The sequence below is a fragment of the Streptomyces sp. Root431 genome, assembly GCF_001426585.1.
GTDB lineage: Bacteria > Actinomycetota > Actinomycetes > Streptomycetales > Streptomycetaceae > Streptomyces > Streptomyces stackebrandtii.
Map to the genome: position 1 here is coordinate 481755 of NZ_LMEI01000001.1, position 15125 is coordinate 496879.

The 15125-nt window shown below is 71.3% G+C and carries 12 protein-coding genes; 6 read left to right on the forward strand and 6 right to left on the reverse strand.

The annotated features are described in order from the left end of the window. Nucleotides 1-107: 107 nt before the first annotated feature. Together ASC82_RS02165 and ASC82_RS02170 are read left to right on the forward strand one after the other, a co-directional pair. On the forward strand, nt 108-1526 hold the full coding sequence (locus ASC82_RS02165; RefSeq protein ID WP_056640586.1) for an amino acid permease: 1419 nt from the start codon (nt 108-110) through the stop codon (nt 1524-1526). A gap of 171 nt (nt 1527-1697) precedes the next feature. Continuing rightward, entirely contained in the window at nt 1698-2342 is a 645-nt protein-coding gene (locus ASC82_RS02170) for a superoxide dismutase (protein ID WP_056640590.1), read from the forward strand. A gap of 131 nt (nt 2343-2473) precedes the next feature. Here the strand turns inward: ASC82_RS02170 and ASC82_RS02175 are convergent, their stop codons facing one another. Next, nucleotides 2474-3106, reverse strand: a complete 633-nt coding sequence (locus ASC82_RS02175) for a DsbA family protein (protein WP_056640594.1) — start codon at nt 3104-3106, stop codon at nt 2474-2476. 149 nt (nt 3107-3255) lie between these two features. Between ASC82_RS02175 and pepN the strand changes: the two genes are divergently transcribed. Both pepN and ASC82_RS02185 read left to right on the forward strand, forming a co-directional pair. Then, nucleotides 3256-5805: an aminopeptidase N gene (pepN, locus tag ASC82_RS02180; protein WP_056641448.1), complete on the forward strand. Its 2550-nt coding sequence runs from the start codon at nt 3256-3258 to the stop codon at nt 5803-5805. A 193-nt stretch (nt 5806-5998) separates the two neighbouring features. Then, the gene (locus ASC82_RS02185) at nt 5999-7006 is read left to right on the forward strand and encodes a hypothetical protein (RefSeq protein WP_056640597.1); all 1008 of its coding nucleotides are present in this window, start codon (nt 5999-6001) and stop codon (nt 7004-7006) included. Nucleotides 7007-7018: 12 nt separating this feature from the next. Here ASC82_RS02185 and ASC82_RS02190 read toward each other — a convergent pair whose 3' ends face one another. The 5 genes from ASC82_RS02190 to ASC82_RS02210 form a co-directional block, all read right to left on the reverse strand. Next, a complete protein-coding gene (locus ASC82_RS02190) occupies nt 7019-8200 on the reverse strand; it encodes a serine hydrolase domain-containing protein (protein WP_079038979.1) in 1182 nt (393 codons plus the stop codon). A gap of 127 nt (nt 8201-8327) precedes the next feature. Continuing rightward, on the reverse strand, nt 8328-8795 hold the full coding sequence (locus tag ASC82_RS02195; RefSeq protein WP_056640599.1) for an NUDIX hydrolase: 468 nt from the start codon (nt 8793-8795) through the stop codon (nt 8328-8330). A 9-nt stretch (nt 8796-8804) separates the two neighbouring features. Next, nucleotides 8805-9350 carry an HPP family protein gene (locus ASC82_RS02200; protein ID WP_242427517.1) on the reverse strand — a complete coding sequence of 182 codons (546 nt, stop codon included), beginning with the start codon at nt 9348-9350 and terminating at the stop codon, nt 8805-8807. Between the two features lie 52 nt (nt 9351-9402). Next, nucleotides 9403-10287, reverse strand: a complete 885-nt coding sequence (locus ASC82_RS02205) for a pyridoxamine 5'-phosphate oxidase family protein (protein WP_056640602.1) — start codon at nt 10285-10287, stop codon at nt 9403-9405. Between the two features lie 51 nt (nt 10288-10338). After that, nucleotides 10339-10794 (reverse strand): VOC family protein, encoded by a 456-nt coding sequence (locus tag ASC82_RS02210; protein WP_056640609.1) that lies wholly within the window; start codon nt 10792-10794, stop codon nt 10339-10341. Between the two features lie 129 nt (nt 10795-10923). On the opposite strand from ASC82_RS02210, the gene ASC82_RS02215 reads away from it, so the two are divergent. Then, entirely contained in the window at nt 10924-11466 is a 543-nt protein-coding gene (locus tag ASC82_RS02215) for a CGNR zinc finger domain-containing protein (RefSeq protein WP_056640612.1), read from the forward strand. Between the two features lie 194 nt (nt 11467-11660). Then, complete coding sequence (locus ASC82_RS02220) at nt 11661-14981, forward strand: S8 family serine peptidase (RefSeq protein WP_199862449.1); 3321 nt, start codon at nt 11661-11663, stop codon at nt 14979-14981. The last annotated feature ends 144 nt before the right edge of the window (nt 14982-15125 follow it).

The window sequence follows — 15125 nt, forward strand, 5'->3', positions numbered from 1 at the left end:
TTGTGTGAAGGTCGTGACCGTATAGCGGACGTCGGTTCCCTCTGAGCGGTGCGCCCGCCCAGACTGTGGGCTCCCTCCCCGTCTCAGCTAGTGAACAGGGCTCGCCCATGTCTCGGACCACCGCGCCCGCGCCGGCCGACCGCAAGGACGGCGCGACCGCACCCGCCGAGGGCCTCGGTCACGGCCTCAAGCAGCGTCACCTCTCGATGATCGCCCTCGGCGGCGTCATCGGCGCCGGACTCTTCGTCGGCTCCGGCGCCGGCATAGCCGCCGCCGGTCCCTCGATCGTCATCGCCTACGCGATCTCGGGCGTGCTCGTCATGCTCGTGATGCGCATGCTCGGCGAGATGTCGGCGGCGAACCCCGCCTCCGGTTCGTTCTCCGTCCACGCCGAGCGGGCCTTCGGCTCCTGGGCCGGCTTCACCTCGGGCTGGGCCTTCTGGTTCCTGCTCTGTGTCGCCGTCGGCCTGGAGGGCATCGGCGCGGCGAAGATCATGACCGGCTGGTTCCCCGGCAGCCCCGAGTGGGCCTGGGTCGCGCTCTTCATGGTGGTCTTCACGGTCACCAACCTGGCGGCCGTGAAGAACTTCGGCGAGTTCGAGTTCTGGTTCGCCGCGCTCAAGGTCGGCGCGATCGTCCTCTTCCTCGGCATCGGCGTGCTCGCCATCACCGGCCTGCTGCCCGGCACGGACGCCCCCGCCCCCGGCACCACGAACCTCACCGGTGACGGCGGCTTCTTCCCGCACGGCTCCGAGGGCCTGATCGTCGGCCTGCTCGCCTCCGTCTTCGCGTACGGAGGCCTGGAGACGGTCACCATCGCGGCCGCCGAGTCCGAGCACCCGGTGCAGGGCGTCGCCAAGGCCGTCCGTACGGCGATGTGGCGCATCGCGCTCTTCTACATCGGCTCGATGGCGGTCATCGTCACCCTCGTCCCGTGGGACGACAAGGCGGTCGTCGAGAAGGGCCCGTACGTCGCCACCCTCGACCACCTGGGCATCCCGGCCGCCGGCCAGATCATGAACGTGGTCGTGCTCGTCGCCCTGCTCTCCGCGATGAACGCCAACATCTACGGCGCCTCCCGCATGGCGGGGTCGCTCGTGGCGCGCGGTCAGGGCCCGAAGGCGCTCGGCAAGCTCTCCAGCGGCGTCCCGCGCCCGGCGGTGCTCGTCTCCTCCGTCTTCGGCTTCGCCTGTGTGCTGCTGAGCTACTGGCGGCCGGACGACATCTTCATCTGGCTGCTCAACACGATCGGCGCGATCATCCTGGTCGTCTGGTTCTTCATCGCCGCCTCGCAGCTGGTGCTGCGCCGCCGCACCGAGCGCGAGGCGCCGGAGAAGCTGGTCGTGCGGATGTGGGCCTTCCCGGTGCTGACCTGGGTGGCGCTGGCCGGCATGGCCGCGATCTTCGTCCTGATGGCCCGCGAGGAGGGCACGCGCGTGCAGCTGTACTGGACGGGCGGCCTGACGCTGCTGCTCGCCGCGGTCGGCTTCGTACGCCAGAAGGCTGCGGCGGGCCGCGCCGCCTGATCCGTACGAGCTCCCCGCGAAACCCCCGAACCGCCTTCCGGTTCGGGGGTTTCGCCATGTGCGGACCCCGGGACCTAGGGCGAAGGACTGATCAACAACTCCCGCACCTGCTGCTAGCCTGCACTTGCGCATAGGTTGCAATAAGCAGGAGCCATTGAAGGGGCCGGGCACATGGCGATCTACACACTTCCGGAGCTGCCGTACGACTACGCGGCGCTGGAGCCGGTGATCAATCCGCAGATCATCGAGCTGCACCACGACAAGCACCACGCCGCGTACGTCAAGGGCGCGAACGACACCCTGGAGCAGCTGGAGGAGGCCCGCGACAAGGACCAGTGGGGCTCGATCAATGGCTTGGAGAAGAACCTCGCGTTCCACCTCTCCGGCCACATCCTCCACTCCATCTACTGGAACAACATGAACAGCCCGAAGGACGGGGGCGGCGGCGAGCCGCTGGCCGCCGACGGCGTCGGTGACCTCGCGGACGCGATCACCGAGTCCTTCGGTTCCTTCGCCAAGTTCAAGGCCCAGCTGACGAAGGCCTCCGCGACGACCCAGGGCTCCGGCTGGGGTGTCCTCGCGTACGAGCCGATCAGCGGCCGGCTCATCGTCGAGCAGGTCTACGACCACCAGGGCAACGTCGGCCAGGGCTCGGTCCCGGTCCTCGTCTTCGACGCCTGGGAGCACGCCTTCTACCTGCAGTACAAGAACCAGAAGGTGGACTTCATCGAGGCCATGTGGCAGGTCGTCAACTGGCAGGACGTGAGCAAGCGCTACCAGGCCGCCAAGGCCTCCGTACCGCTGATCTCCTTCTGAATCACCGCCCGGAAGGGCACCCTGTCGTCCTGCTCGTGATCGTCTTCTCAACCTTCACGTGCGGGCGGATGAAAGAAGAACCCCCGTGATGACGTGAATCACGGGGGTTCTTCCCTGCCTGCCGCCGGCTGCTACTCGAAGCTCGGCGCCGCCGTGCGGGTGCGCTTGATCTCGTAGAAGCCGGGCGTCGACGCCACGAGCAGCGTGCCGTCCCACAGCCGGGCCGCCGCCTCGCCGCGCGGGGTCGGGGTGACGACCGGGCCGAAGAAGGCGACCTCGTCGCCCGTCGGGCCCGGCACCGCGATGACCGGCGTGCCGACGTCCTGGCCGACCTTCTCGATGCCCTCCGTGTGGGAGGCGCGCAGCTCGGCGTCGTAGGTGTCCTTGTCGGCGTACTCGACGAGGTCCTCCGGCAGGCCGGCGTCCGTCAGCGCGGCGACGATCGCCTCGCGGGTCGCGCCCTCGCCGTTGTTGTGGAAGCGGGTGCCGAGCGCCGTGTAGAGCTTGCCGACGACCTCGTCGCCGTGCAGCTGCTGGGCGGCGACGACGACGCGGACCGGGCCCCAGGCCTGGGTGAGGAGCTCGCGGTACTCGGCCGGGAGCTCGTCGAGCCGGTTCTCGTTGAGCACGGCCAGGCTCATGACCTTCCAGCGCACGTCGACCGGGCGCACCTGCTCCACCTCCAGCATCCAGCGGGAGGTCATCCAGGCCCACGGGCACATCGGGTCGAAGTAGAAGTCTGCGGTGGTCCTGCTCTCGGACATGTCACTCCTCGGTACTGATGCGTGGTGCTGCTGCGTGGTGCGCCGAAAGGAGCAAACGCCACGGGCGGACAAAGGCATTCCCGTGTGCCGCGTGACAGTGGCACATGGGAGGATCGGTGCTGTTTCGAACGTGCCACGAAGGAGTGACCGTGCCCGGTGAGAATCTGTCCCGCGACGAGGCCCACGAGCGGGCCGCGCTGCTGTCCGTCGACGGGTACGAGGTCGTCCTCGACCTGCGCTCGGCGGTCGGCGACTCCGCCGAGGCGGTGCGCACCTTCCGCTCGGAGACGACGATCCGCTTCCGTCGCACCGGCGAGGGCACGAGCACGTTCGTGGACCTGATCGCCCCGTCCGTGAACGCGGTCAGCCTCAACGGCCGCGCCCTGGACCCGGCCGTCGTCTTCGACGGCTCGCGGATCGCGATCGACGGGCTCGCCGACGAGAACGTCCTGGTGGTCGACGCGCAGTGCGCCTACAGCCGCACCGGCGAGGGCATGCACCGCTTCGTCGACCCGGAGGACGGCGAGGTCTACCTCTACACGCAGTACGAGCCGGCCGACGCCCGCCGCGTGTACGCCAACTTCGAGCAGCCCGACCTCAAGGCCCCGTACCGCTTCGCGGTGACCGCGCCCGAGGGATGGACGGTCTGGTCGAACGGCGCCGGGGAGCAGGACGCCGAGGGTGTGTGGCGGTTCGCCGAGACGGCGCCGATCTCCACGTACATCACGTGCGTCGTGGCGGGCCCGTACCACTACGTGACCGACAGCTACGAGCGCGGCGACCTGACGATCCCGCTCGGCGCGATGTGCCGCAAGAGCCTCGCGAAGCACTTCGACGCGGACGACGTCTTCCTGATCACCAAGCAGGGCTTCGACTTCTTCCACGACAACTTCGACTACCCGTACCCCTTCGGTAAGTACGACCAGGCCTTCGTCCCCGAGTACAACCTCGGCGCGATGGAGAACCCGGGCATGGTGACCTTCCGCGAGGAGTACATCTACCGGGGCAAGGTCACGCAGGCCGCGTACGAGAGCCGGGCCAACGTCATCCTCCACGAGATGGCGCACATGTGGTTCGGCGACCTGGTCACCATGGTGTGGTGGGACGACCTGTGGCTGAAGGAGTCCTTCGCGGACTTCATGGGCTCCTTCGTGAACGCCGAGGCGACCCGCTTCACCAACAGCTGGGTCACCTTCGCCAACAACCGCAAGGCCTGGGCCTACCGCGCCGACCAGCTGCCCTCCACGCACCCGATCACGGCCGACATCCGTGACCTGGAGGACGCCAAGCTCAACTTCGACGGCATCACGTACGCCAAGGGCGCGTCGGTGCTGAAGCAGCTCGTGGCGTACGCGGGCCGGGACGCCTTCCTGGAGGGCGCGCGCCGCTACTTCAAGCGCCACGCCTACGGGAACACGCGCCTCGCCGACCTCCTCTCGATCCTGGAGGAGACCTCGGGCCGCGACATGAAGGGCTGGGCGAAGTCCTGGCTCCAGACCTCCGGCGTGAACGCGCTGACGCCGGCCGTCACCTACGACGCGGAGGGCCGGATCACCGAGCTCGCCGTCGTCCAGGAAGGCGACGAGCTCCGTCCGCACCGCGCGGCGGTCGGTCTCTACCGGCTGTCGGCCGACGGCGACCTCGTGCGCTTCGCGCGCGCCGAGGCCGACATCACCGGCGCCCGGACGGTCGTCGCGGAGCTGGCGGGCGAGGAGAAGCCCGACCTGGTGCTCGTCAACGACGACGACCTGACCTACTGCAAGATCCGCTTCGACGAGGGCTCGCTCGCCACCCTGCGCGCGCACCTCGGCGACATCACCGACCCGCTGGCCCGCGCCCTGTGCTGGTCGGCGCTGTGGAACCTGACCCGCGACGGGCTCATGCCCGCCCGGGACTTCGTCTCCGTCGCGCTCGCCTTCGCGGGCCGCGAGACCGACATCGGCGTCCTCCAGATGGTGCACGCCTGGACGAAGTCCGCGGTCACCCACTACGCGACGCCCGAGTGGCGCGAGGAGGGCGGGCGGCTGCTCGCCGAGGCCGGTCTGCGCGAGCTGCGGCTGGCCGAGCCGGGCAGCGAGCACCAGCTGACCTGGGCGCGGTTCTTCGCGGCCACGGCCGGCGCGGACGCCGACTTCCAGCTCCTGGAGGGGCTGCTCGACGGGACGGCGAAGATCGACGGCCTCGACGTCGACCAGGAGCTGCGCTGGGCGCTGCTCTCCCCGCTGGCCGTGCACGGCCGGGCGGACGAGGGCCGGATCGGCGAGGAGCTGTCCCGGGACGACACGGCGACGGGCAAGCGCCACCAGGTGCGGCTGCTCGCCTCGCGGCCCTCGGCCGCGGTCAAGGCGCAGGCCTGGGCGCAGGTCGTCGAGTCGGACACCCTGTCGAACGCGCTGGTGGAGGCGACGATCGCGGGCTTCGTCCAGCCCTCGCAGCGCGAGCTGATCGCGCCGTACGCGGAGAAGTACTTCGCGGCGATCGAGCGGCTGTGGGCGGATCGGTCGATCCAGATCGCCATGGACGTGGTCAAGGGCCTCTTCCCGGGGCTCCAGGACAGTGACGAGACCCTGGCCGCTGCGGACGCCTGGCTGACGGCGCACGAGTCGGCCGCGCCGGCGCTGCGCCGCCTCGTCCTGGAGGCGCGGGACGACCTGGCGCGGGCGCTGCGCGCGCAGGCCTGCGACCGACTGGCCGCGTAAGGCTGTGCCGACGGTGGGGGTCGCGCGCTTCGGCGGGCGGCCCCCATCGTCATGCGGGGGCGGTCGCCGCGCCCTTCGACGCGTGCCCCCCATCGGCACTCGAACGCGCGTACTTTAGGGCGAGGTTGTCCCTAAATGTCGACGAGCGTGTAACAGGGGTTAGGGGAGCCTTCGGAAGCGGAAGACCCCCGGCATGAACCACAACACCCCCATCACCCCCCGCCCCCTCCCCCTCGCCTCCCGCACGGGACGCACCCAACGACTCGCGTCCGCCGCCCAGTTGAGGACCCAGGGCGTTCCCGCCGGCGAGGTCGCCGCACGCTGCCGGCCCGGCGGCGGCTGGCAGCAGCTCCTCCCCGGCGTCTTCCTCCTCCAGCCCGGCCCCCCGACCAGCGAGGACCGGCTCAACGCCGCGCTCCTGTACGCCCGTCGGGCCGGGACCCTGCCCACCCAGGGACCCGAGGCGATGATCACCGGACTCGCCGCGCTGACCCTGCACCGCTTCGCCTCCGCTCCCCCGCTGACCGCCCTGGACCGGATCGACGTGCTCGTCCCGCGCACCCGGCGGCTGCGCTCCACCGGCTGGGTGCGGGTGGTGCGCGCCGTCGAGCACCCCGAACCCGTGGAGCTCACCGGCGTCCCCGTCGCCCCCGCCGCCCGTGCCGTCGCCGACGCGGTCGCGGGCCTCTCGGACGCCGAGACCGTACGCCGGCTCCTCACCGAGGCGGTCCGCGGCGGGCACTGCGAACCGGCCGCCATCGTGCGGGAGTTGAGCCGGGCTCGCCTGCTGACCCGGCCGCACGTGGTGGACGCGGTGGACACGCTCCTCGCGGAGGGCCGCTCGCTCTCCGAGGAGCGGCTGTACGAGATGGTGCGCGAGTTCGGCCTGCCGGACCCGCTGTGGAACGTGGACCTGCGGCTGCCGGGCGGCCCGCACCTCGGCGGGGTGGACGCCTACTGGCCGGACCAGGCGGTCGCCGTCGAGCTGGACACCCGGGCCCCGCGGCAGGACGACGACGCGCTGTGGTCCGAGTACACCCGCAAGCGCGAGCACCTGGAGCGGCTCGGCATCACGGTCGTCCACCTGACCCCGCGCAAGCTGCGCGAGGCCCTCGACCAGCAGGCCACCGTGGTCCGTACGGCCCTGATGGCCGCGGCGGACCGGCAGCCCGGCGCGTACGTCGTCGTCCTGCCCCGGTGACCCGGTGCGGGATCAGCCCTTCGGCACGGCGCCGCAGAACTCGGCCTCCAGGACGGCCTGGGAGTCGCCCGTCCAGTCGGCGTTGAAGTTCAGCGCCACCGAGTGGTTGCCGTCGCGGGTGGCCTGGGCGTCGGAGGAGGAGCCGTGGATGCCGCCGCCGTGGCCCCAGATCTCCTTGCCGCAGCTCAGCTTCTGCTTCATGAGCCCCAGTCCGTACCCCGCTTCGGGGAGATCCGGGGAGATCGGGACGGTGGTGGTCATCTCCCTCAGCTCGGCCTTCGGGAGCAGCTTGCCCTTGAGCAGCGCGCGGTAGAAGGTCTGCAGGTCGTTGGAGTCGGAGATCATCTCGCCGGCCGCGGAGGCGATGGTGGGGCTGAGCTTGCTGACGTCGTGGACCTGGGCGTTCGGGCCGCCGTCGATGGAGAGCGTGGAATAGGCGGGGGAGCTCGGCTTCGGCATCCGCACGTCGGTGCCGGGGACGCTGGTGGCGCGGAGCTTGAGGGGCTTGATGATCCGGTTCTCGACCGCCTTGCCGTACGGGCGGCCCGTGACCTTCTCGATCACCATGCCGGCGAGGACGTAGTTGGTGTTGGAGTAGTTCCAGGCGGTGCCGGGGGCGAAGTCCGGTGCGTGGGTCATCGCGATGTCGACGAGCTGCTTCGGGGTCCAGCGGTCGTAGCGGTGCTCCAGGAAGCCGGGGCCGAAGACCTTCTCCTGGAAGCCGGGGTCGGAGGTGACGCTGTAGACGCCGCTGGTGTGGTTGAGCAGCTGGCGGACGGTGATCTTCCGGCCGTCGTGGCCGTTGCCCTGGACGACTCCGGGCAGCCACTTCTCGACCGGGTCGTCGAGGTCGATGCGGCCCTCGGCCTGGAGCTGGAGGAGGACGGTGGCGACGAAGGTCTTGGTGATGGAACCGACGCGGTAGCGGTCGTTGCCCTTGCGCTCGCCGGCGGTGCCGGTCCAGCTGGTCCGGCCGTCGCGGGCCTGGGCGACGGCGCCGGGGACCCCGGCGTCGACGGCGGCCTGGAGCGCCTGCCGGGTGGCCGCGTGGTCCTGCTTCGTCTGAGCGGACGAGGACGCGGATACGGGTGCGGGTGCGGGCGCTGCCAGGGCGGGCGCGGCAAGGGCGGTGGCGGCGAGGCCGGCCACCAGGGTGGCGGCGACGACGGTGCGGGCGGTGCGTACGGCTGACATGCGGGCTCCCCTGTTTCCAGTTCCTGGTTTCTGTTCCTGCGAACTCCGTGCTGCGGTCGGCGGGGAGGACCTCGGGGTCGCCGGGACGGTTGAGGGGGATGCCGATGGTTGAGCCGTTTTCAGCCGTTCAGCTGATCGACGGATCGGCGAGGCGGGAGCGGCCGACCGGGGGCCGCTCACGCCACAGGTCGAGCCCGATGTCGACGAGTTCGACGCGGGGCAGATCGGCGACGGCGTCGAGCGGATGCCAGGCGGCGAGGTCCGTGGAGCCGTCGGTCTCGTTGCGCAGCGCACCCCCGGTGACCTGCGCCTCATAGATGATCCGCAGGCCCTGGAAGTCGCCGGGGCCGCCGAGGCGGCGGAGCCAGCTCCGGCGGATCGAGTCGATGCCGAGGAGGGCGATGGGTTCGGCGAGGTACCCGGTCTCCTCCTCGACCTCGCGGACGACGGTGTCGACGGGCTCCTCGCCGTGATCCATCCCGCCGCCCGGCAGGGTCCACTTCTTGGTGCCGTCGCTCGCCACCCAGCGGGCGAGGAGGACCTCGCCGTCCCGGACGCACACGGCGTAGGCCGCCACCCTCAAATCCTGCTTCATGCACAGAGGTTAGAACCAGTACGCCGGGTACGTCCGCCCCGCGGCACGGGCGCCGGCGAGGCCGACCGCGACCAGGATGAGCGAGGCGAGGGCGAGAAGGCCGAGAAACGACCAGAAGGGCGGGGACTGGAGGGCGACGATCACGGCGGTGGCCGCGGCCGGCGAGTGCGGGGTGCGGGCGCACATCATCACGCCGAGGGCGAGGCCGCCCGCGACGGCCGCGCCCCAGAGGCCGGGGCCGGCGACGGCGAGGACCGCGAAACCGGTGAGGGCGGAGAGCAGTTGGCCGCCGACGACCGAGCGCGGCTGGGAGAGCGGCAGGTCGGGGGCGCCCGCGACCAGCGCCATGCTCGCCGCGAGCGGCGGGATGAGCAGGGGCTGGTGGAGGAGGGTGCCGACGGAGACCAGGAGGAGGAGCGCGGTGACGGCGGCGCCGGTGCCGACGAGGAGGACTCGGGGGCGGGGGCGGGGAGGGGGGCCGGGACGGGGACGGGGCGGCGCGGCCGGGGAAGGGGAGTCGGGAGTTGTCGTCACGGGGGCCGGAGTGGTGGGCACGGGCGGTCCTCGGGTCGGTGGGTGGTGGCCGGGTCAGGGCGCGGTGGGCGGGTCAGGGTGTCGTCGGGTTGGCCGGGGAGTACTCCGGTGCGGACCAGCGCAGGGGGCTGGCGGCCGGGGTCTCCACCGTGCGGTCGATCCGGAAGCGGGTCACGCGCCCCTCGGGGCCGTACTCGGTGTGGGCGAGGCCGCTGAGCTGGAGGGTCGTCCCGGTCTCCCAGTCGAGGAAGAGCAGGCCGGCGCGGCCGTCCTCCTCCAGGTTCCCCAGGGTCAGGAACATCGCGTTGCCGGGATAGTCCCGCCAGCTGATCTCCCGGGGCGCGTCGACCCGGACGAAGCCCGGGTTGCCGCCGCGGTGGCTCGCGTCGACGCCGTCGGGCGCGGCGGTGGCGACGAAGAAGGTGTCGGCGGCACGGACGCGGCGCACCTGGTCGGGGGTGAGCACCTCGCCGTGCCGCGCGGCACCGGACTCGGGGCGGGCGGCGGCCTCGGAGCCGTACAGCTCCCGCTTCTGGAGGTACTTCGGGCAGTTGGAGAAGACCTGCTCGGCCTCGATCGTGAACCCGCGCGCACTGGGCCGGGCGATGCCGTTGAGCCGCATGCGGCGGCGGGTGCGGGGGTCGAGGGCGATCGTGCCGACGGGGGTGCCCGCGGTGGTGACGGCAGTGGCGAGCGGGTCGCGGGCGGGGACGCCGCCGGCGACGGAGACGGTGTGGGGGCCGGTGGCGCGGGTGAAGCCGGGGGTGCCGGTGAGCAGGGTCGACCAGACCTGGCCGGCGGGGTCGGCGGCGCCGATCACCAGCATCGGCTGGGCCTCCAGGAAGGCGGCGGCGATGGGGCGGATGCCGGGGGTGATGGAGCGGCCCACGTGTTCCGCGAGGTCGCGGACGCCGAAGCGGTCTTGCAGGGCGAGGGAGCCGGAGTGGTAGGCGCCCATGGGGTCCTCCAGAGGGTGCGGGTTCGTCGTGGTGCCCACAACGAGGTCCGGCTAGAAGAAGCCGCAGGTGGGGGCCGAGCCCGAGGGGGCTTCGGCGGATTCGGCGCCGGTCGGGGACGAGATTTCCAGGCGGGTGCCGTCCGGGTCGTGGAAGAAGATGCCGCCGGAGGCCGCGCCTTCGTGGTGGGCGACGACGCCCTCGTACGCGAAGGAGGCGCCGAGCGCGGTGAGCGCGGCCTCGGCGGCGCGGACCTGCTGGACGGTCTCGACCTCGAAGGCGAGGTGGTGCAGTCCCGGCCGGCCGGAGTCGTACGCGCCCTCGGCCTGCTCCCAGAGGGTGAGGACCAGGCGGCCGTCCTGGCCGAGGAAGGCGAAGCGGCTTTCCTCCTCCTTGCCCTCGCCGAGGACGTCGAAGCCGAGGACGTCCGCGTAGAAGGCGAGCGAGCGCTCCAGGTCGGTGACGTTGAGGCCGACGTGGTGGGTGGCGAGTGTGCCGATCACGGACATGGCTGTCCCTTCGTCGCGTGGCCGGCCCTCTTGGGCTAACCTCTTACTTCGAGATTAGAGGTTAGGCACGCGGGGCGTCAACCGCTCACGTACTCTTGAGGGGTTAGCTCACCGAGGAGGGTGCCCGCCATGACCGCCATCGACCCGCGGCCGCTCACCGGCGAGCCCGTCTCCCTCGACCTGCTCAACACCCGCTGGAACGAGGAAGGGGTCCGCCAGGACCTGCTCACCGGCGTGGAGGGGCTCGCCGTCTGGCTCGCCGCCAACGGCCTGGAGGGGCGGTTCGCCGCCGACGACGGCACCCTGCGCCGGACACTCGCCGCCCGGGACGCGCTCGCCGCGCTCGTCGACGCCCCCGGCGACCCCGACGCCACCGCCCGCGTCGACGCCGTCCTCGGCCACGGCCGCATCCGGGCCACCCTCACCACCGAGGGCCCCGGCGAGGAGGCCGAGTTCGCGGACCCCGCCTGGGGGCCGGGCTGGACCGCCGCCCGCGACTACCTCGACCTGCTGCGCACCGCGCCCGACCGCATCCGGGCCTGCGCCCACGAGGCGTGCATCCTGCACTTCTTCGACACCTCGCGGAACGGCACCCGCCGCTGGTGCTCGATGGCGATCTGCGGCAACCGGGCGAAGGCCTCGCGCCACTACGCCCGCACGAAGGAGAGCTGACCCGCCGGGACCGCGAACTCGCCCTGGTTCGCACCCCTTTCTCCCCCGTGGCGGGTCGGGGGCGCTGGCGGGTTTACGCCTCGGCGGCAAACCGGCCCCGGGTAACTCTCCACAAACCCCTGTCTTTTGCGAAAGGCTGAGCGGTCATCCGGCACCGAAATCCGGACTCTCTCCTTTCACAAACAGGGATGTAAATGACCACCCCCGAAACTCGGAGCTCCATACCCGGAAGCTCGACGCACGGGCACAGACGCGCGGCCCGCATCGCCGCCGCTGCCGGCCTCGTCGCCGCGCTCGTCGCGACCGGCGCCGCCCCCGTGCTCGCCACCGAGGCCCCGGTGACCACTCCCCCGGTGAAGTCCTCGAACCCGGCTGACAAGCTCGGCGCCATCGACGCCCAGCGGCTCACCGAAGCCCAGGCGAGCGGCGAGAAGAACGTCACCGTCCTCGTCGCCACCGCCCCCGGCGCCACCGAGCAGGTCGCGGGCCAGCTCGACGCCGTCCCCGGCGCCTCCGTCGGCAAGCAGCAGGACGCGCTCGGCTACGTCCGCGCGACCCTGCCCACCGCCAAGGCCGAGGCCGCCATCAAGGCCGCCACGCAGCTCTCCTCCGTGCAGTCGGTCGACCTCCAGGCCGAGATCGTCCTGGACGACCCGAGCCCGGACGCGGGCGCGGCCACGGGCGCCGTCGACGGCACCACCGTCACGACGACGTACCCGGCCCCGGGCAAGAACACCCCGGCGAAGAACCCGTACAACCCGTCGTTCGAGACGGGCGCGGTCGACTTCGTCAAGGAGCACCCGAAGGCCGACGGCCGCGGCGTGACCATCGGCATCCTGGACTCCGGCGTCGACCTCGGTCACCCGGCGCTCCAGAAGACCACCACCGGCGAGCGCAAGATCGTCGACTGGGTCACCGCCACCGACCCGCTGACCGAGGGCGACAGCACCTGGCGCGCCCAGGTCACCCCGGTCACCGGCCCGGTCTTCACCGCCTCCACGCAGAGCTGGACCGCCCCGGCGGGCTCCTTCCAGTTCAGCCGCTTCAGCGAGTCGGTCACCGCGGGCGGCGACCCGAAGGGCGACATCAACCGGGACGGCGACACCACCGACGTCTTCGGCATGCTGTACGACCCGGCCGCCGGCACCGTCCGCGTGGACGTCGACCAGGACAACGACTTCACGGACAACGAGCCGATGAAGCCGTACAAGGACGGGTACCAGATCGGCTACTTCGGTACCGACAACCCGGCCACCGAGGTCGCCGAGAAGACCCCGTTCGTCGTCGAGATCCGCAAGGACGTCGCGATGGACCCGCTCGGCGGCACCTGGGTGGGCCAGAAGCGGGACTTCGTCAACATCGGTCTCGTCGAGTCCTCGCACGGCACGCACGTCGCCGGCATCACCGCCGCCAACAGCCTCTTCGGCGGCCGGATGAACGGCGCGGCCCCCGGCGCGAAGATCGTCTCCTCGCGCGCCTGCACCTGGACCGGCGGCTGCACCAACACCGCCCTCACCGAGGGCATGACGGACCTCGTCGTCAACCGCGGCGTCGACATCGTCAACATGTCGATCGGCGGCCTGCCGCAGCAGAACGACGGCGACAACGTCCGCTCGCGCCTCTACACCCGCCTGATCGACCAGTACGGCGTCCAGCTGGTCATCTCGGCCGGCAACGAGGGCCCCGGCATCAACACGATCGGCGACCCCGGCCTGGCCGACAAGGTCATCTCGGTCGGCGCGGCCGTCTCCAAGGAGACCTGGGCCGCCAACTACGGCTCGGCCGTCGAGAAGAAGTACGCCATGTTCCCCTTCTCCTCGCGCGGTCCGCGTGAGGACGGCGGCTTCACCCCGACCATCACCGCCCCCGGCTCGGCCGTGAACACCATCCCGACCTGGCAGCCGGGCGCCGGCGTCGCCGAGTCGGGCTACACGCTGCCCGCCGGCTACGGCATGCTCAACGGCACCTCGATGTCCTCGCCGCAGGCGGCGGGCGCGAGCGCGCTGCTGATCTCGGCCGCGAAGCAGAAGGGCATCGCGCTCTCCCCGCTCACCCTGCGGACCGCGCTGACGTCCACCGCGCAGCGCATCCCCGGTGTCGCGGCCCACGAGCAGGGCTCGGGCCTCATGGACATCGAGGAGGCCTGGGAGTCGATCAAGGACGGCGCCACGGCGCACGACTACAAGGTTGCGGCCCCGGTCGACACCGTCATCTTCCCGGCCCCGCACACCGGCACCGGTGTGTACGACCGTGAGGGCGGCCTCAAGGTCGGCCAGAAGCGCGTCTACGACGTGACGATCACGCGCACGAGCGGCCCGAACCGGTCGATCGAGCACGAGCTCGACCTCAAGTACAACGACGGCACCTTCCGCATCCTCGGCGACGACGAGATCGACCTGCCGCTGAACAAGCCGGTCACCGTCAAGCTCCAGGCGCGCGCCGCCACCGCCGGTGCGCACAGCGTCATCCTGGAGGCCGACGACGAGCGCACCGAGGGCGTCGACAAGCAGATCCTCGCGACCTCGATCGTCGCGAGCGACCTGGTCGCCCCGGGCTACGGCTTCACGGCCTCCGGCTCGGTGCAGCGCAACAGCAGCAAGTCCTACTTCGTCACCGTGCCCGAGGGCGCCAAGACGCTGGAGGTCTCGCTGGCCGGTCTGAAGGAGAAGAGCCAGACCCGGTTCATCTCGATCCACCCGGTCGGCGTGGGCGTCGAGGACAGCGCCACCACGCAGTGCTACCCGCACTACAACCCGGCCAACACCTGCCGCCCGGACCTGCGGTCCTACGCGGACCCGACGCCCGGCGTCTGGGAGATCGAGGTCGAGTCCCGCCGCACGTCGCCGGACCTGGACAACCCGTACACCCTGGGCGTCTCCGTCCTGGGCGCGGACTTCGACCCGGCCGTGCAGACGGTTCCCGAGGCGAAGATCGGCACCGCGGCGCCGGTCCAGTGGACGGTCACGAACCGCTTCGCGGGCATCGAGGGCAAGCTCAAGGGCGGCAACCTCGGCTCGCAGAAGAGCGAGACGCCGACCATCCAGCACCACGAGCAGCAGACCAAGACCGTCACCATCGGTGAGGGTGTGGAGCGGCTCGACATCGCCATCGGCAACACCTCCGACAAGGCCGCCGACCTCGACCTCACCGTTCTCCTGAACGGCAAGCAGGTCGGCCAGGCGGCGGACGGCGACTCGGAGGAGGCCGTCTCCCTCGTGAAGCCGGCCGCCGGCACGTACACCGTCGTCATCGACGGCTACTCGGTCGCCGCCGCGGGCGGCACCACGTACGACTACAAGGACGTGTTCTTCTCGTCCGCGCTCGGCACCGTGAAGGTCGACGAGTCGAAGTCGGTCAGCCTGGCCAACGGCGCGTCCGCCCCCGTGGCGGCCGAGGTCCTCGTCGCCGGTGCGGCCCCCGAGGGACGTCAGTTCTTCGGTGAGGTCCAGCTGGTCAACGGCCGCGGCACCGTCGCGGGCACCGGCAGCGTCCTGATCGGCGCCGTCACCCCGTAACACCGTACGGGTGAGGGGCGGGCACCGGAACCGGTGCCCGCCCTTTTCACGTCCCGAGACTCGTCCCGTCCCTTGGACAATGGATTGGACAAGGTGGCCGGGGACATACGCATCATGGACCGGCAGCACCCTGCACATACGTAC

Bases quoted from the DNA above. Each gene is read 5' to 3' on its own strand.
- ASC82_RS02165 (WP_056640586.1), top strand. From the start codon at position 108: ATGTCTCGGACCACCGCGCCCGCGCCGGCCGACCGCAAGGACGGCGCG.
- ASC82_RS02215 (WP_056640612.1), top strand. From the start codon at position 10,924: ATGACCGCCATCGACCCGCGGCCGCTCACCGGCGAGCCCGTCTCCCTC.
- ASC82_RS02170 (WP_056640590.1), top strand. From the start codon at position 1,698: ATGGCGATCTACACACTTCCGGAGCTGCCGTACGACTACGCGGCGCTG.
- ASC82_RS02185 (WP_056640597.1), top strand. From the start codon at position 5,999: ATGAACCACAACACCCCCATCACCCCCCGCCCCCTCCCCCTCGCCTCC.
- ASC82_RS02210 (WP_056640609.1), bottom strand. From the start codon at position 10,794: ATGTCCGTGATCGGCACACTCGCCACCCACCACGTCGGCCTCAACGTC.
- ASC82_RS02220 (WP_199862449.1), top strand. From the start codon at position 11,661: ATGACCACCCCCGAAACTCGGAGCTCCATACCCGGAAGCTCGACGCAC.
- ASC82_RS02175 (WP_056640594.1), bottom strand. From the start codon at position 3,106: ATGTCCGAGAGCAGGACCACCGCAGACTTCTACTTCGACCCGATGTGC.
- ASC82_RS02195 (WP_056640599.1), bottom strand. From the start codon at position 8,795: ATGAAGCAGGATTTGAGGGTGGCGGCCTACGCCGTGTGCGTCCGGGAC.
- ASC82_RS02190 (WP_079038979.1), bottom strand. From the start codon at position 8,200: ATGTCAGCCGTACGCACCGCCCGCACCGTCGTCGCCGCCACCCTGGTG.
- ASC82_RS02205 (WP_056640602.1), bottom strand. From the start codon at position 10,287: ATGGGCGCCTACCACTCCGGCTCCCTCGCCCTGCAAGACCGCTTCGGC.